19 protein-coding genes are annotated in these 15,938 nt (G+C 44.4%); 6 read left to right on the top strand and 13 right to left on the bottom strand.

Annotated elements, in window-relative coordinates:
- Positions 1-4: 4 nt before the first annotated feature.
- The 9 genes from NWF01_04610 to NWF01_04570 are packed head-to-tail and all read right to left on the bottom strand — an operon-like array spanning position 5 to position 8,101.
- On the bottom strand, positions 5-265 hold the full coding sequence (locus NWF01_04610) for a chorismate mutase (GenBank protein ID MCW4024302.1): 261 nt from the start codon (positions 263-265) through the stop codon (positions 5-7).
- Between the two features lie 2 nt (positions 266-267).
- Complete coding sequence (gene aroC / locus NWF01_04605) at positions 268-1,371, bottom strand: chorismate synthase (protein ID MCW4024301.1); 1,104 nt, start codon at positions 1,369-1,371, stop codon at positions 268-270.
- On the bottom strand, positions 1,349-2,653 hold the full coding sequence (gene aroA, locus NWF01_04600; protein MCW4024300.1) for a 3-phosphoshikimate 1-carboxyvinyltransferase: 1,305 nt from the start codon (positions 2,651-2,653) through the stop codon (positions 1,349-1,351). The genes aroC and aroA overlap by 23 nt, the downstream gene beginning before the upstream one ends.
- Positions 2,650-3,525 (bottom strand): shikimate kinase, encoded by an 876-nt coding sequence (locus tag NWF01_04595; protein MCW4024299.1) that lies wholly within the window; start codon positions 3,523-3,525, stop codon positions 2,650-2,652. Before NWF01_04595 ends, aroA begins: the two co-directional genes overlap by 4 nt.
- Positions 3,522-4,382, bottom strand: coding sequence for a shikimate dehydrogenase (locus tag NWF01_04590; GenBank protein ID MCW4024298.1), 861 nt, complete (start codon positions 4,380-4,382; stop codon positions 3,522-3,524). Before NWF01_04590 ends, NWF01_04595 begins: the two co-directional genes overlap by 4 nt.
- A gap of 2 nt (positions 4,383-4,384) precedes the next feature.
- Entirely contained in the window at positions 4,385-5,065 is a 681-nt protein-coding gene (locus tag NWF01_04585; GenBank protein MCW4024297.1) for a type I 3-dehydroquinate dehydratase, read from the bottom strand.
- Positions 5,062-6,078, bottom strand: coding sequence for a 3-dehydroquinate synthase II (locus tag NWF01_04580; GenBank protein ID MCW4024296.1), 1,017 nt, complete (start codon positions 6,076-6,078; stop codon positions 5,062-5,064). Before NWF01_04580 ends, NWF01_04585 begins: the two co-directional genes overlap by 4 nt.
- Entirely contained in the window at positions 6,075-6,872 is a 798-nt protein-coding gene (locus NWF01_04575; protein ID MCW4024295.1) for a 2-amino-3,7-dideoxy-D-threo-hept-6-ulosonate synthase, read from the bottom strand. Before NWF01_04575 ends, NWF01_04580 begins: the two co-directional genes overlap by 4 nt.
- Positions 6,869-8,101 carry an aspartate kinase gene (locus NWF01_04570; GenBank protein ID MCW4024294.1) on the bottom strand — a complete coding sequence of 411 codons (1,233 nt, stop codon included), beginning with the start codon at positions 8,099-8,101 and terminating at the stop codon, positions 6,869-6,871. Before NWF01_04570 ends, NWF01_04575 begins: the two co-directional genes overlap by 4 nt.
- A gap of 447 nt (positions 8,102-8,548) precedes the next feature.
- Here NWF01_04570 and NWF01_04565 point away from each other — a divergent pair, with 447 nt between their 5' ends.
- The 6 genes from NWF01_04565 to NWF01_04540 all read left to right on the top strand — a co-directional run bounded on the left by NWF01_04565 (position 8,549) and on the right by NWF01_04540 (position 13,513).
- Positions 8,549-9,376 carry a hypothetical protein gene (locus NWF01_04565; GenBank protein MCW4024293.1) on the top strand — a complete coding sequence of 276 codons (828 nt, stop codon included), beginning with the start codon at positions 8,549-8,551 and terminating at the stop codon, positions 9,374-9,376.
- A gap of 148 nt (positions 9,377-9,524) precedes the next feature.
- Positions 9,525-10,064, top strand: coding sequence for a hypothetical protein (locus NWF01_04560; protein ID MCW4024292.1), 540 nt, complete (start codon positions 9,525-9,527; stop codon positions 10,062-10,064).
- Complete coding sequence (locus NWF01_04555) at positions 10,064-11,044, top strand: SPFH domain-containing protein (protein ID MCW4024291.1); 981 nt, start codon at positions 10,064-10,066, stop codon at positions 11,042-11,044. The genes NWF01_04560 and NWF01_04555 overlap by 1 nt, the downstream gene beginning before the upstream one ends.
- A gap of 9 nt (positions 11,045-11,053) precedes the next feature.
- On the top strand, positions 11,054-11,392 hold the full coding sequence (locus NWF01_04550) for a hypothetical protein (GenBank protein MCW4024290.1): 339 nt from the start codon (positions 11,054-11,056) through the stop codon (positions 11,390-11,392).
- Positions 11,393-11,466: 74 nt separating this feature from the next.
- Complete coding sequence (lysS, locus tag NWF01_04545; protein ID MCW4024289.1) at positions 11,467-13,080, top strand: lysine--tRNA ligase; 1,614 nt, start codon at positions 11,467-11,469, stop codon at positions 13,078-13,080.
- Between the two features lie 226 nt (positions 13,081-13,306).
- Entirely contained in the window at positions 13,307-13,513 is a 207-nt protein-coding gene (locus NWF01_04540) for a hypothetical protein (protein MCW4024288.1), read from the top strand.
- Positions 13,514-13,548: 35 nt separating this feature from the next.
- On the opposite strand, the gene NWF01_04535 is transcribed toward NWF01_04540, so the two are convergent.
- The 4 genes from NWF01_04535 to NWF01_04520 all read right to left on the bottom strand — a co-directional run.
- The gene (locus NWF01_04535) at positions 13,549-14,055 is read right to left on the bottom strand and encodes a peptidylprolyl isomerase (GenBank protein MCW4024287.1); all 507 of its coding nucleotides are present in this window, start codon (positions 14,053-14,055) and stop codon (positions 13,549-13,551) included.
- Between the two features lie 85 nt (positions 14,056-14,140).
- Positions 14,141-14,752 carry a peptidylprolyl isomerase gene (locus tag NWF01_04530; GenBank protein MCW4024286.1) on the bottom strand — a complete coding sequence of 204 codons (612 nt, stop codon included), beginning with the start codon at positions 14,750-14,752 and terminating at the stop codon, positions 14,141-14,143.
- Positions 14,753-14,898: 146 nt separating this feature from the next.
- Complete coding sequence (locus NWF01_04525) at positions 14,899-15,378, bottom strand: redoxin domain-containing protein (protein MCW4024285.1); 480 nt, start codon at positions 15,376-15,378, stop codon at positions 14,899-14,901.
- Between the two features lie 50 nt (positions 15,379-15,428).
- Positions 15,429-15,938 (bottom strand): endonuclease III (locus tag NWF01_04520; GenBank protein ID MCW4024284.1); only part of this gene is annotated, 510 nt, incomplete at its 5' end.

Here is a 15,938-nt window from a genome sequence, read left to right as displayed (position 1 = left end):
TCCTTTACCTTTGAACGATACTGCACATATTAACTATTTCGCGGTAAAGCACCAAAACAGAATCTGAATCCAAACCCAATTCAGCAGCCCTCTGGCTAATTCGCTCCAAAAGCTGCTCCTCACGTTCCGTATCTCTAACCGCTAATCCATTCTTCTTTTTAACCGCACCAATCTCTCTGCAAACAGCCACCCGCTCACAGAGCGCAGCCAAAATTTTCTCGTCTGTGGCATCTACTTTTTTCCTTAGTTGTTCAAGTTCGCTCATTTTTAGTGCTCCTTGAGAACTTTAGAAATAAATCCTGCTCGAATCAGATGGTCAGCTATGGTTACTGCAACTACCGCTTCGATTGCTGGCACTGCTTTGGGAACCACGCATGGGTCATGTCTGCCTGTGATGTTTAGGGTTTCCTCTTTCATGCAGGACAAATTCACGGTTTTTTGTTCTTTGCCGATGCTTGGTGTGGGTTTGATTGCTGCCCGTAGCGTGATGGGCATTCCAGTGGACATTCCCCCAAGAATTCCACCAGCATTCTCCGTGTTGGACACGACTTTGCCGTTCTTTAGCAGAAATTCATCATTGTTTTCTGAGCCACGCAGTTCAGCAGCCACGAACCCCGCACCAAACTCTACACCCTTTACGGCAGAAACCACAAAAACCGCCTTAGCCAAATCCGCATCCAACGCATCAAACAAGGGCTCACCTATGCCAACGGGCATATTCAACACAAAGCATTCCACTAACCCGCCAAGGCTATCTCCTTCTTTGCGTGCGTTAATGATGGCTTCCTCCATTTTCTGTGCGCATTCAAGGTCAGGACAACGTGTTGAAGCCAAAAACTTGTTTTCACGAATCATCGCTGCCGAGAACCGCTTCTCTGTCCGCACGTTTCCGATTGACAGCGTGTAAGCTAAAACGTCAATGTTGTAGCGGGTGAGCAGTTTTTTGGCAATCGCACCAGCCATAATCAATGCGACGGTGACTCGTCCTGAGAAGCGTCCGCCGCCTCGGTAATCGTTAAATCCGCCGTACCTGATTTTAGCTGGAAAATCAGAGTGTCCAGGTCGCGGCAGGTCTTTGATGGATTCGTAATCACTTGAGATGGTTTCCTTATTTTGAACTGTAACTGTAATTGGGGCACCTGTGGTGTAACCATTGAAAACGCCTGATAGTATGGTTGCTGTGTCTTTTTCTCTTCGCGCTGAACTGATTTTGGGTTCTGCTGGTATGCGCCTGTCCAGTTCAACTTGGATGTCTTCTTCGGATAGTGGCAAGCCTGCTGGGCAACCATCAACTACTACGCCGATGACTTTGCCGTGGCTTTCTCCGAAACTGGTTATGGTGAATTCTTTACCTATCGAATTTCCCGCCAACTACATCTGCTCCTAATTGTTTAAGATGAATGAAGAATTGCGGATAAGATTTTCGAACGCATTGCGCATATTTTATGATGGTTTCCCCCTCTGCGCGTAAAGCTGCGACTGCGCAGGCCATGGCGATTCGGTGGTCATTGTGTGCATCAATCATTGCACCATACATCATCGATGGACCCCTAATTGTTAAGCTGTCCTCATCCATCACGATGTCTGCTCCCATATTTTTTAGCTCAATATAGAGTGATGTGAGTCTGTCTGATTCTTTGAGTCTGAGTCTGCCTGCATTGTAAATTTTTGAGATACCCCTTGCGTAGCAGGCAAGAACCACGCATGCTGGAACAAGGTCAGGAATATTTGAGGCATCAACGTCAGTGGCTTTGAGGTAGCCGCCTGTACCTCTGATTTCCACATAACCCGAGGAGACTTTTTCTTCTACACCCATACGTTTGAGAATCTCCAAAATTGCCCTGTCACCTTGAGCAGTTTGATATGGGAGGTTTTCAATTTTCACTTTTGAATCTGTTATGGCGGAAGCTGCTAAAAGAAAGGCTGCTGAGGAGAAATCGCCTGGAACCCTGCTGCTGTGTGGTTTGTAGGTTTGTTTTGCTGGTATGATTATTTGGCTAAAGTCCTCTTTGATGTGAACACGTATTTTGTGTTGGGCAAGCACTTCCGCCGTCATTTTCACGTAATCCTTCGATTCAAGGGGTGTGGTTAAGGTGATTTCGGTGTCATTTTGTGCCATTGGGCACGCAAACATTAACCCCGAAATAAACTGGCTGCTCACGTTGCCTGCAATCTGGGTTTTTCCGCCCTTGATTCCGCCACCAAAAACCTTCACTGCATCCTTATCACCAACCTTTGTAACCTCTGCTTGGGCTCCAAGCTCACTGAGGCTTTTCAGTAACGGGTCAATTGGGCGACGCTCAAGAGAACCCCTAAACAACAAAGTCGAAGAACCCTCCGTTAACGCTGCTACGGGAACCATAAACCGCAAAGTCGCACCTGATTCACCACAATCCACTGGTTCAGTTGGAGTTGTTATCTGTCTGGTACCTTCGATTTTCCAGCAATCCTCTGAGATTTTGGTTTTTGCACCAAAAGCTGTGATGGCTCGCAATATTGCCTCGGAATCTTGGGCGATTAGTGGGTTGGAGATTTTTGATGTGCCCTGACTAAGTGCAGCAGCGAGAACCATGCGTTGAGTGTAAGATTTTGAGGGTGGCGTGCAGACTTTGCCTTTGAGTTTGAGGGTTCGATTGATGGTTACGTCTGTCAATTCGGTATCACCTTGGCTTTCTCACTGTTCAGGTTCGCCTGCAAGATTTCGCCTTCATAGGCTTGAAGAGCAACTTTAACCACTTCCACTTTTTCTATGGGACACACTGCGGTTGTTGAGGGCCCTTTACCACAAAGCCCAGCTGCCACAGCACCAGCCGCCAACGCGTCAACTGCGATTTTGCTGTTCTGATTCGACGCAGCAGAATAAACCAGACCATTAAGCGTCAGGGCATCCCAGATTTTGCCCTTCAAAGTTTCCTCGTAGGCGAGCTCAACCAGCGGCTTTACAGTTTTCAGCCTCTGAACATCACTGTTTATTGTGTAAGCTTTTTGGGGCGGAACATGAAACAGCACAACCACGTCTTCAGGTAGAGGCAAACACTTCACGATTTTCTGCGCAGAATTGTCAGTGATTACTACGCCGCCAAAATAGGATGCTGACGCATCATCAAAAGCGCCGGTGACCGTAACTTTGGCGTCAAACGCCGCCTGCACCCCCAGATGCACAGCTTCCAAATCATCCAGCTTCTGCCCAAGTGCGGCTGCAGTTGCCAGTACCACAGCGTTTGCGGCTACACTGCTACTTTTTAGTCCTCTTGCAGCGGGAATGCTTGACCATGAGGTGATGTTTGCACCAAACTGTTTGTCAGCTTTGAAATGTTTGAGAACTCGAATTGCAGCACTTTGGGTTAATAATGGGCTCTCTTTTGGGTCAGAAGTAATTTCAGCCTTGATTATTTCTGGTTCATCCGTTAACTCTACACGCGCCTTAGTCCACAAGTCCACACCAAACGCGGCACCCTTCCCCAAAGCTATCGCGTTAACTATTGTAGCTGCACCATGCGCCAAAGCCGTTGCTTGACCCTTCAAATTTGCACCTTCTGTAAGTGATTAAGCGCGGCCTTCCTCATAACATCTACGGGCGCGCTCTGTCCTGTCCAAATCTCAAACGCTGCCGCACCTTGATAAATGAGCATTTCAACCCCGCTAACCACTTTGGCACCTGTGGCTTTGGCGTCTTTTGCCAATTGGGTTTCCACTGGATTGTACACAATATCCATCACTGCCGAGTCGGGTTTTAGCAGGTTTGCTGGTGCTGGACTTTGAAGGGCTGGTTTCATGCCAACTGAGGTGGCGTTGATTAGTATGTCTGCTTTTGGCAGGTGACCCTTAAGTGATTCTGAAGACAGGGTGTCTGAACTGATTTTCTTTTTTGTTGCTTCGGTCAGGGCATTGGCTAATTCTGTTGCCTGTGATTCAGTGCGGTTCAAAACCACTATTTCCGATGCCTCCTTAGTTAAGGCAAATGCGATTGCTCTTGCAGCACCACCCGCACCCAAAAGAAGAACACGTTTACCCTTGGGGTCTGCACCATTTTCTTTTAGCGCGTTGACTGCGCCGACTCCGTCAGTGTTGTAGCCTTGGAGTTTGCCATTTTGGTTGTGGATGGTGTTTACTGCTTTTAGGAATTTGGCTTCTTCTTGGATTTCATCCAGATACGCTATAACGGCGTTTTTGTGGGGCATAGTCACGTTTAACCCGCAAATCTCAAGTGCTCGCATCCCGTCTAGCGCCTCTTTGACCTGTCCTGTTTTGACTGGAAACGCCAAAAATACACAATCTAACTCTGATGCCTCAAATGCTGCGTTTTGCAGTGTTGGGCTTAGGGTGTGTTCTATGGGGTCACCTATGACTCCGTACACGCGTGTTTTTCCCGAAACATCCATGATTATACACCTAGCATGCCATAGGATGCCTTCATTTCGCCAATGCTCATTTGGCCCTTTGCGGTTTCGCTGCCTGTGTCTAAGGCGGCAAAGGTGAAGAAGGCACCAAAGAGGGGTGAGAACAATCTGGAAAGTTTTCCGTTCTCGCCCATGCAGAAACAAACCAGTCGGGCTTGTTTTTTGTTTTTAGCAATAAACTGCAATATTGCAAGGTTATCTTCAACTGTGCTGGCGGTGGTCACGATTTTGCAGACATCCGCGTCCAGAGCAAGTTGCTGTTGAAGAACTTCTTCCATTTCCGAATTGGTTAAGGGTCCATCAAATTTGTGGAAGGACACAATCGTCTTTACCCCTGTTTCTTTGAGTTTTAGAAGTGTCTCTTGATGCAGACTACTTGAAAGGTCAACATCAACGTACTGGAAACCATTTTTGGCGGATTCCAAAAGCGTCTGCTGTCGCTCAGCTTCGGTTCCAGAGAAAAACCCGTGCTCGCGCTCAAGTTTGTTGGTTGCAATAAGAGGGGTTTTTGTGATGTTTGTTAGTTCTTTTAGGTTGCGGGAGGTTTCAAGGCAGTCTAATCTGACTTCGATGAAGTCGGCGTTTGCGTTTTCTGCCTGTTTTATTAGGGTTAATGCTTCAAGGTTGTTTTTTGGGAGAATCGAGACGCAGATTCTCGCGGTCACTTCTCAATCACCGTTTCATCAGGCACAGAAATTCCAAAGTGCCGCCCGCCTTTAGCTGCCAAATGAACCACAACCTCATCGCCCGCTTTTAATTCCGTTACGGGTTTTGAGCCCTCTGGTGTGACAACGCGGATGGTTTCGGCGTTTTGAAGGATGGTTTTGATGATTTTTCCCTCCACCTGTGCCTCAACTAGGATGAGTGGTCGGATTTCAATTTTTATTCTTCCCACATTAGCCTTACGCGTTTTACCCTCGCGATTCACAAGTACAACTTCGTCGCCTGCTTTGAACTCCTGCAGGTACCTTGTAGTCTGCAAATTACCCAACGTGTACATTGAACATGAACCCGCGTTAACACGGAAGGGACGCGACGCAACATAGGGGTTCTCGTTAACCTCAGCCTCAACCAAAAACAGCCCCGCACTTTGACTGCCAACCAACATGCCCTCACCAACCGTCATCAAGTCACAAGTGTCAACACAGACTCTTGCGCCGTTACTGATTGGTTTGGTGGCGATGATTTTTGCTGTTTTCATCTCAAGCTTTAACGCTTCAGGCTTGACAACTGAGACGGTTTTTATGATTTCGTCGCTGTCACTGTTTTTCAGTAAAACACCATCAGTTCCCAACTCGAGAGTTTCAAGGGCTACTTTGGCTTCTTCTGCGTTGGTAACTTCTGCGATGAGTTTGCTTTTGTTTTTTGTGCGGGCAATCAAGTTTTCCAATGGAATAACCCGCCAGTTCGCAGTGCTGATAATTAAGTAACTTGCACCCAGTTCAGCTGCTTCTACTGTTTGGTTTTCTGTTTCCTTATCGAGGATGCAGATGCGTAAAATCTTGTTTTGCACATTGGCTTTTTCGAGTTTGTCGTCTTTTTTTGGGTTAACAACATCTGCTGTGATTTTATCTGATAGCCGTGTGGCTTTGTTTTCTTCAACAACCCAATCAGCATATTGGCTAACAATGCTCTCTACGGTGTTTTTTTTTGGTGTTTCTATCCAAAGTTCCTTCAACATTTTTCACCCAAAATCTTACAGGCTTCCTCAACAGATGCTTCCTTGTGCACGATTGCTGAGAGTGCTTTAACTATTAAGGTTGGGTTTTCATGCTGGAAAATGTTTCTGCCAATTGAGAGCCCTACTGCTCCCGCTTTGATTGCGTCACTGGTGGTTTGCAGGATTTCTTGTTGTGTCTTGCATTTTGGTCCTCCAGCAATCACGACTGGGACAGGACAGCTTTCTGTCACGGTTTTGAAGGTGTCTATGTTGCCTGTGAAGTTTGTTTTGATGATGTCTGCACCTAACTCAGCGCCTATTCGTGCGGCATGAGCTACTACATGTACGTTGTGCTCATCGTTGATTTTTGGTCCTCGCGGATACATCATGGCAAGCAGGGGCATTCCAAATGTTTCGCATTCATCTGCTACTTTTCCAAGGTTTCGCAGCATTTTATCTTCATCAGTTGCGCCAACGTTCACATGCACTGATACTGCGTCTGCGCCGATTCTTATGGCTTCTTGTACACTGCAAACTTGGACTTTGTTGTTCATGTTGGGGTTTAGGTTGGATGCGCCTGAGAGCATAACGATTAATCCTGTGCCGTTTGTGTTGACTCGTTTTGCGATGCCTTTGTGGACTAATACTGCGTCGGCTTTGCCTGCTATGAGTTGGTTGATTATTTGTTGCATGTTGGTTATGCCTTGGATTGGTCCTATGGTTACGCCGTGGTCCATGGGTACGATTACGGTTTTGTTGTCTTGCTGTATTATTCTTTTTAGTCTGCGTTCTTTTCCAACATTCATTTTCATTTACCTTTTAATGCATCCTTTACTAATGTAAGAGTTCTCTCTCGTTCGTTCCAGTCTACAAAAAGAAGAATACTTGAAGTTATGGTTAAAATACCCGAAATGTTGATGTTGTTTTTGCGAAGTTCCTCGCTGATTTTTCCGATAATTCCATGTGTTTCTTCCAGCCCAACTCCGCTGGTTTGCAAAAACACAAGGTCCTTTTTAACTGCCATAGCAAGGGTTTCTTTGTTGCCTACTGTTATCTGATGAATGCTATTTACTAGCTGCTCTAAGCTTTGGTCTTGGGCAACGTAGAGTATGACTGAGTTCATGTTCATTGACATGCCCAGAAGTGATGAGTGCTCTTTGGCTTTTTGCATCATATCCATTACGATTTCTGGGTTTGATGGGATGCCTTTTCCAACTACTGTTATTTCTGCTACTGGGTTTGGGTGTGCTATTTCAACGCCGAGTTCCGTTGCTAATCCTCCTTTAATTATGGTGCCTTCCTTGCTTAAATCTCCGTGCGCGCTGTTCATAACTTTAACGTCGATGTTTTTAGGTTTGTACTTTAAAGCTTTGTTGTGGATGAACTTGGAGCCTGAATCTGCCAAGCCAACAAGTGATGACACGTTTATTTCTTTAAGTCGCTGAGGCTTACTAATCAGTTTGGGGTCACCTGACATTATGCCGTCCGCGTCAGTTACCAAGATAACTTGGTCTGCACCTAAAGATTCTGCCAGTACAAACGCTGTTGTGTCACTTCCGCCTCTGCCCATTGTTGTGGTTTTTCCCTCTTTGGTTTTTCCAAGGAACCCAGCAATTACTGGAACGACACCTCTTTCAACTATAGGCAGGACTGCTTCTTTGATGTTTTTTTCGCATTCTGAAAGTATCGGGTTAGCGTTTTGGAATGAGTCATCAGAGATTATTGGCCAATTACAGTCAACGGGGTCAAAATAGCATGAGTCCACACCATTGTTTTTGAGTGCTGCAGAAAAGATTCTCACGCTTGTCCGTTCGCCCATGGAGAGGATGTCGTCTAAGTCTTTCTTTTCCAGTTTTCCATTTGAAGTGTTTTTTGCAGTGGTCATTAGTACATCGGTTGTTTTGCCCATGGCGGAAACTACAACGGCGATTTTTGTGCCTTTTTGAGTTTCATTAACCACGGCTTTTACAGCTCTCAGTAAACGTTCATGATCTGCAAGGCTTGAACCACCAAATTTTACAACAATTTTTTTGTTTGCCATCTCTTCACACACCTTTTTTGCCCAGAACTTTCTTTACTTTAGTCCTGGGCTTAAGTAAAATAATAATAAAAGCAGTAGTCGAAGCTAAGAAACGCGTTGCCTGTTTTGATGTTTTTAAGATTTGACATTGAGCTTCGAACCTGCCAATGTGTTTTTATCCTTTAAATATAAGCGTTTCGGATTAGCAATAAATTTTTGGGCTGCCCTCTTGTTTTATTCAATATGAAATGTATAGCAAACTATTTTTAATATGCGAAAAAATGTTGGTTATTTCTTTCTATGTCATTCTTTTTATCGCTTGATTGATAGGGTATTTAGCAAAATGTTAAATCTTAATTTTATAATAGTTTGTTTGGTGAAACTATGTTTAATTCACGAAATAGTTTAGCCAAGACAGTTTTAGCGGTTTTTACTTTCTTGGTCTTATTTTTAATAGCCGCCTCACCTATGGTTAAAGCTGATGGGGCATCAATAACTGTTGACCCAGACTCAGCCTCTGAAGATACACTTGTTACTTTGAATGGCACAGGCTTTGGCTCAGATGCAACAGTTACAATTGAACTCGGTGACTACTTTGTCAATACTACAATAACCGACAGTGACGGAGCTTTTAACATGACTTTCACAGTGAAAGACACTTGGGATCCAGATGATTATGAATTAATTGCAGTGCAAAGTGACTCAGGAACTAACGCTACCGTGGATTTCACAGTTACAGACGCTCAAGCAACATCAACACCAACTGTAACGCTTTCCCCTCAAGAAACTGGCAACCCCTACATTGATGAACCCACAATACTAACCGAAACAGACAACACTGGCACAACAGTTGCTATAGTCGCGGCTGTTTTAGCGGCGATTCTTATTCCCGTTACTTTGCTGTATTTTAGAGGTTCAATTGGAGGTAGAGGCAAACGACGTAGAGGTTATGATGATGGGTTAGACCCATATTATCCGCAGGATCCTTACGGCTATGGCGGTAGCGGAGGGCAAGGTTATTACCAGCAATATCAGCCCTACCAACAACCCAGCTCGTATCCCTCATTGTATCAAGGTCAAAGATATTCAAGACCGTATGGGGGTTCACAGTATGGGCAACCCGCCGGCTATAGCTATGGGGGAAGTAGTTATGGTGGCTACTCAAGAGGCAGCTATACTACTCAGTACAGTTCAGGTGGACAAAGCAGTAGAGGAACAAAAATTTGCCCCAACTGCAGACAAGTGGTCCGGACGGGAACATATTCTTGTCCATACTGCAATACAAGGCTGATGTAAAATCCGTTTTTTTCTGCACTTAAGCTTTTCAAAAAAAAAATCTGTTATCTAAAGGTATTAGGGTAAAGTAGGTTGATTTCCGTGTATTAAAAAACTTTAAGAGCCACACCATTTTTCTATTAAAAAGTGAAAAAAGGCGGATTATAAAATGACCGAAAATAAGGATGTATATGCTCAATCTAAAAGCCAAATGAGGCTTTCAGAAAAAATCGTCGCGGCGCTCCCTGGTTTTAGAGGGTACAAAGAGAAAGAGTTGCGACGTGAATCCGATAAGCTTATTCGAAATCACCTTTACGCCAAGCTTTCAAAAGATAAAGATAACATCCGAGCTATATCACAAAAAATAGCTGATAGACGTTACTTTGATGTTTTAACTGACATCGACAGGTTAACCGCAAAAGCAGATGCAGTAGCCTCAAAAGTTAACCATGCATCTTATGGGTACAGCGGCTTCTTTGACATAGTTAAAATCAAAGAGGAAAATCTTGACCGCATGATAGCCTTTGACAATCAACTCTTAGACAGCGTCAACGTTTTCTCTGCAGAAGTGGACGCGCTCAAAGTGCAACTGTTAAATGGTGACTACACCAACCTTAAAGAAAAGGTTCAAGGTATAGCTGATAAGCTTGAACTTTTAGATGACACATTTAGTAAAAGAAATGAAGTAATCATGGGAGTGAATGTATAATGCCACAAGTAATAGAATGGACCAATGTTGGTGCCGAAGCAATTGTTTGGCGTTACCCAAATGAAGACATCACATGGGGATCACAACTAGTCGTACACGAGTACGAAATGGCAGTGTTTTTCAGAGATGGAAAAGCCTATGACGTTTTCGGACCAGGACGACACACCCTAACCACACTTAATCTGCCCCTATTAACAGGATTGCTAACGCGGCTGGCAGGTTTTGGCGGAAACAAACCCTTCAAAGCAACCGTCATATTCATCAGCACAAAAATCTTCGCCGGCAAATGGGGAACCAAAGCACAAACCACCGAACTTGCACCGCTTCAAGTGTATGGGCAGTTCTGGTTTAAAATCGCGGAGGCTTCACTGTTTGTTAACGAAGTTGTAGGTGGACAAAAAGCTTACACAACCGACGAAGTCAACAGTTTCCTACGCGGCTTCCTAAACGAAAAAATTATTGATGAACTCAGCCACTACGACCTCATCACAGTATTCACACGCCTAGACGAAACCAGTGTCATAGTCAAAAACAGCTTAAGCGACTACTTCAAACGAGTCGGCATAGAACTAACTGACCTACGCTTTGAAGGCATCGACACAACCCCCGAATACCGCGAAAGACTCTTCTGGCTCAAAACAGGACAAACCGCACCCGGTGATGTTCTGCGCATGGAAACCGTCAAAAGCGCAGCAGCAAGCCTCGGGCAAGGAGGCGGCGGCGCAGGAGCACTCGGAGCAGGCATGGTTCTTATCCCACAAATCATGACGCCCACAGGTGCACCCCAAGCAGCACCCGCGGCAGCTTTGGTTATCTGTCCAAAATGCAGCGAAAAAGTCCCTGCAACAAGCAAATTCTGCCCCAACTGCGGAACCAACCTATCCCCGCCCTCACATGAAGCAATGACCTGCCCAAAATGCAACAAATCCATACCAGCAAACAGCAAGTTCTGTCCTGAATGCGGAAACAAAATAGAATAGGCAACCATAATGAGCGAAAGTAATCGTCAACTCTTAACCATCGGTGTTTTCTTTGTTGCCTTTGTAGTTGCGATACTGCTCGCTGTATTGGTGCTTGCTGATTGGGTTTGGACGATTCCTCTATTTTTGGTGTTCGCAGGATTATGGCTAACAGTGCTGGGTGCAATACGAGGAAATAAACCCGTCAAGTATGAGCGTAGCGCATTTAGTACCATAGCGATGGGTTTGTGTGCAATCGCGGTTGGCGGCGCTTGGTTCCTGTTTGGCTATGGCTGGGTGTACTCGCTTGCGCTTATCCTGCTGGTAATAGGCGTCTTAGCTATAGTGGCGGCATTGAAACGAAAGTAAATCCCTAAGCCTTTTTTGGCTCCTATACATTTTTTTACATCAACGTACAGTCAATTTGACAGAAGGCAGACGTAATGAGTGAAGAAATTATCGGTCACGGCACATGGTATGACCTAATGGCAAAAAAAATAATCGAGCGCGAGCAATCCCTAAAGCGCGACATGAGCAAAGTCCGCACAGAAATGGGTTTGGGCGCTTCAGGTTTTCCGCACATTGGCAGTTTAGGGGATGCTTCAAGAAGCTACGCTGTGACCTTAGCGCTGAAAAATATGGATTGTAATTCTGAATTGGTTGCTTTCTGTGATGACAAGGACGGGCTGCGCAAGGTTCCCGCTGGGTTACCCTCAGACATTGCTCAGAGCCTAGAGAAATACCTTGGTTACTCGGTATCAACTATACCTGACCCGTTTGGGTGTCATGAAAGCTATGGCAAACACATGAGTTCACTACTGCTGGATGCTCTGGATACGTGTGGTATAGAGTACACGTATTACTCAGCCAACGAAGTTTACAAAAAAGGTTTACTGTTAAACGAAATCCGAACAATCCTTACTAACGCAAGGCAAGTAGGTGAAATTGTCAAAGAAGAGGTCGGACAGGAAACCTACACTGAAGTATTGCCGTTCTTTGCGGTTTGCGAAAAATGTGGGCATCTCTACACTACCCGAGCATACAAGTTTGACCCCAAAACCGACAAAGTCACCTACAAATGCGAAGGGCTAGAAATCCGCGGCAAACTCATACCTGGTTGTGGTCATGAGGGCGAAGTGGACATTAAAAGTGGAAATGGGAAACTTACTTGGAAAAGCGAATTTGCAGCCCGATGGCGAGCACTGGACATCCGATTTGAAGCCTACGGCAAAGACATCGCGGATTCAGTCAAAATAAATGACCGCATCTGCCGTGAAGTTCTAAAGTTTGAGCCTCCAAGCCACGCAAAATACGAGATGTTCCTTGACAAGGGCGGCAAAAAGATTTCTAAGTCTGCTGGTAACGTGTTTACTCCACAGGTGTGGTTCCGTTATGGTTCTCCGCAGTCGTTGCTGTTGTTGATGCTTAAGCGGTTTGTGGGCACAAGGACTTTGGATGTTTCTGATATTCCTTCTTACATGAACGAGCTTGACGAGATGGAGGATGTTTATTTTGGCAAAAAACAGGTTAGTGAAAAAGAAAAAATCCGCCTCACTGGCTTGCTAAAATACTGCTATGTCATGAAGCCACCAAGTAAAGCCAGCATTCATGTACCCTACAATCTGATGGCTTTCCTTGTCAAGCTAGCGCCCAAGGAATGCCTAAACGATTTTGTAGCTGAAAAACTGCAAAGTTATGGTTATCTGCAAAAAGGTCAAGGTATAGACGCTGGCTTAGCTAAACGTATAGAGTACGCTCTTAATTGGACACAGGACTTTGAAGAAATCACCGAAACCGACGTCACGTTGACTGCTGAGGAGAAAAAAGCTCTCATCGAACTAATCCCTGCATTGGAAGCTGAATCTGACCCTGACAAAATCCAAAACGCCATCTTCAACAGTGCAAAAACCAACAACCTCAAACCAGCCAAATTCTTCAAGCTACTATACCAAATTTTGTTGGGTGCAAAGCAAGGTCCAAGGCTTGGTCCATACATGCTTGCGATGGGTAACCAAAACGTTGTTGCAGCGCTTAGTCGAGTGCTGAGCAAAAGTTGATGGGAAAGAAAAATTTGGGCAGTTATTGTCTGTCCAGTTTTAACCCATGTTATCCTATCCAGGCACCTTAATTTGAGACTTGTGAAAATGATTATGGCATTAGAAAAGTGGATTTCTGGCAATGGGTGATTTACTTAATGGGTAACCATGTAATTATTTGTGGCTGTTTTTTGGAAGCGAAAAGGTGAAAAGCAACCCTGAGAATAATCCAACTTGGATGATTCAAATGAGTGAAGAAATACCCAATATGGCAACTATAAAATTAAACGGCGTAAAACAACCCTTCATAATCAACCCTAAAAACTTCAGCACAGGAAGCCGCGGCTTCTACGGACAAGGCAAAATGCAAGTAGGCGACAAAAACTATCAGGTCAACATCCAACTGGTAGAAATTGGTTCTAAGCCTAAAGATAAAGAAGAAAAGAAAAAGTAAATTTTTTACTTAATTTTTGATTTTTCCTATTTTTGCTACTGCTGTATTGTTGCTTTTACGATTGTCACGTTTTCTTTGGGTTTATCGTTTGAGTTCCGCTTTACCTTTGAAATCTTGTCTGCAACATCCATTCCTGAAATAACCGCCCCAAAAACGGGGTGCATTGCATCAAGGTAATTGTTGTCAACTACATTTATGAAGAATTGGCTACTTCCCGTGTTTGGACCCGCGTTTGCCATGGCGATGGTTCCTCTGTCGTTGTGGTTGCTTTTTGTGAATTCGTCTTTGATGTCTGGGATTGAGGGGTCTCCGTAGCCTGTCCCTGTGGGGTCGCCACCTTGAATCATAAAGTTTGGTATGACGCGGTGAAAGATGGTGCCGTCATATGTGCCATTTTGGATTAGGTTTTTGAAGTTCCCTGTTGTTATGGGCATATCATTGCGTAGCGCGATTGTTATGTCGCCCATGCTGGTTTGGAGTAAAACTTTGGTTGCATTTACGTATGCTGAGGCTGGTTTAGGTGTTTGATTTTGTCCTGACATAAATTGTGTCCTCGAAAACATTGTGGAATCTTACTTATTATGCCTATTGCGCCAGAAACACTGCAGACGAAGAATAAATGGTTGATTAAGGTATCATGGTTGCTTTAATCAGAGTCACTGGTTCCAATGGTGAACTAATCTCGCTTGTATTATCTGGGTTTGGTCCACATGGTACCTGCGATATTGCATCAACTACGTCTTTGCCTTCAATCACGGTTCCGAACACAGTGTAAACTTGGTCAAATTTAGTTCCGTCATAATCCACTACTTTTTCGCCATTATCCACGGTGTTTATGAAGAACTGGCTTGTTGCTGAGTTAGGCTCACTGGTTTTTGCCATCGCTACAGTGTAGGCATCATTGTTGTTGTTTTGTCCTATCTCGTCGGATATTTTATCAACTGTGCCTGAGACTATTCCGCCTTGGATCATGAACCCCTCGATAATTCGGTGGAAAACTGTGTTGTCATATCTTCCCTGCTCAACCAGAGTGCGGAAGTTCTCAGAAGTTATGGGCTTGTCTGTTCGTAGTTGAATGGTGATATCGCCCATGCTGGTCTCCAGTAAAACCTTAGTTGAACCTGTTAACTCACTGGGGGAATTATCGCCAAAATAATTGACTGCAAGAAATGCAACAGAAACAATGACGACAGCAGCCATCACCACAATTGTTATCACCAATTTTTTATCAAATTTCATAGCAGAATGTTTCTGGCTAGATTTTGGTGTGTGCCTTTTCTTGCGGGTCATAGCAAAGATACTGGTAACTGTTTATTTAAAATTTTCAGTAACAACCACTAAATCTGCTGATATGTTTGTTAGTGATTTTGTTTGAAAAAAGACCTTTATTTTACTTGCTCTACCGCCTTTTGTACCTGTTCGTAGTCAGGTTCAACTTCCGAGTTTTCAGAAACCCACATCCACTGCACTATCCCATCCTTGTCAATGATGACAATGCTGCGTTTAGCAACACTGTAACCTTTTAGCCCCGCAAAATCAGGCATTTCCAACCCATACGCCCTTATCGTTTCCCTAGTGTGGTCACTTAACACCGGAAAAGGCAGCCTGTTTTTTTCTGAAAAAGCTTTGTTAGAGAAGGGGTCATTAACGCTGATTCCAATAACCTGTGCTTTCATATCGGTTAGCCTTGACATCGAATCACGAAAGCTGCATGCTTCTTGGGTGCAGGTGCTGGTAAAGGCGCTCACAAAAAAGGCAAGCACAACTTTTTCTCCTAAGAACTCTTTTAGACTTCGCATTTTCATTTCAGTGTCAGGTAAAATAAAATCCGGAGCCTTATCGCCCACTTCAACTTGTTTAACCATAAAAAACCCTCAAGAAAACTATGAAGTTGCAGGCATAAAAACTTGGCGAATTAACTGCTAAACGTGAAGGCTGATGGGCAAATCTGATTCAGCACACAAATCTCGCATTTGGGTTTTTTTGCGTTACAAACTGCCCTGCCATGATAAATCAGCAAGTCTGTGAGCGGCATCCATTTCTCTTTAGGCGTAATCGTCATCAGGTCCTGCTCAATTTTTTGGGGATTATCTGTTTGGGTTAAGCCCAATCGTTGCGAAAGTCTACGTACATGTGTATCTACTGCGATACCTGCGGTGATGCCAAATGAGTTGAAAAGGACTATGTTGGCGGTTTTGCGTGCTACCCCTGGGAGTTCCAGCAGTTCTTCCATGGTTTTTGGGACTTGAGAATGGAATTTTTCAACCAGCATTTGACAGCATGCCTTTAGGTTTTTGGCTTTGTTGTGATAAAAGCCTGTTGAGTGGATGTCTTTTTCGAGTTCTGTTATGTCGGCGTTGGCGTAGTCTTCTGGTTTTTGGTATTTTTTGAAGAGGGTTTTGGTGACGTTGTTGACTTGGGCATC

It is taken from the genome of Candidatus Bathyarchaeota archaeon (assembly GCA_026014585.1).
Lineage (GTDB): Archaea > Thermoproteota > Bathyarchaeia > Bathyarchaeales > Bathycorpusculaceae > Bathycorpusculum.
The sequence above is the reverse complement of the archived record's forward strand: the minus strand, read 5'-3'. Positions and strand labels throughout refer to the sequence as shown.

Excerpts from the sequence above, each read along its gene's own strand:
- NWF01_04610 (MCW4024302.1), bottom strand. The coding sequence starts at position 265 with ATGAGCGAACTTGAACAACTAAGGAAAAAAGTAGATGCCACAGACGAG.
- NWF01_04590 (MCW4024298.1), bottom strand. The coding sequence starts at position 4,382 with ATGGATGTTTCGGGAAAAACACGCGTGTACGGAGTCATAGGTGACCCC.
- NWF01_04575 (MCW4024295.1), bottom strand. The coding sequence starts at position 6,872 with ATGAAAATGAATGTTGGAAAAGAACGCAGACTAAAAAGAATAATACAG.
- NWF01_04570 (MCW4024294.1), bottom strand. The coding sequence starts at position 8,101 with ATGGCAAACAAAAAAATTGTTGTAAAATTTGGTGGTTCAAGCCTTGCA.
- NWF01_04565 (MCW4024293.1), top strand. The coding sequence starts at position 8,549 with ATGGTTAAAGCTGATGGGGCATCAATAACTGTTGACCCAGACTCAGCC.
- NWF01_04560 (MCW4024292.1), top strand. The coding sequence starts at position 9,525 with ATGACCGAAAATAAGGATGTATATGCTCAATCTAAAAGCCAAATGAGG.
- NWF01_04555 (MCW4024291.1), top strand. The coding sequence starts at position 10,064 with ATGCCACAAGTAATAGAATGGACCAATGTTGGTGCCGAAGCAATTGTT.
- NWF01_04550 (MCW4024290.1), top strand. The coding sequence starts at position 11,054 with ATGAGCGAAAGTAATCGTCAACTCTTAACCATCGGTGTTTTCTTTGTT.
- lysS (MCW4024289.1), top strand. The coding sequence starts at position 11,467 with ATGAGTGAAGAAATTATCGGTCACGGCACATGGTATGACCTAATGGCA.
- NWF01_04540 (MCW4024288.1), top strand. The coding sequence starts at position 13,307 with ATGAGTGAAGAAATACCCAATATGGCAACTATAAAATTAAACGGCGTA.
- NWF01_04535 (MCW4024287.1), bottom strand. The coding sequence starts at position 14,055 with ATGTCAGGACAAAATCAAACACCTAAACCAGCCTCAGCATACGTAAAT.
- NWF01_04530 (MCW4024286.1), bottom strand. The coding sequence starts at position 14,752 with ATGAAATTTGATAAAAAATTGGTGATAACAATTGTGGTGATGGCTGCT.
- NWF01_04525 (MCW4024285.1), bottom strand. The coding sequence starts at position 15,378 with ATGGTTAAACAAGTTGAAGTGGGCGATAAGGCTCCGGATTTTATTTTA.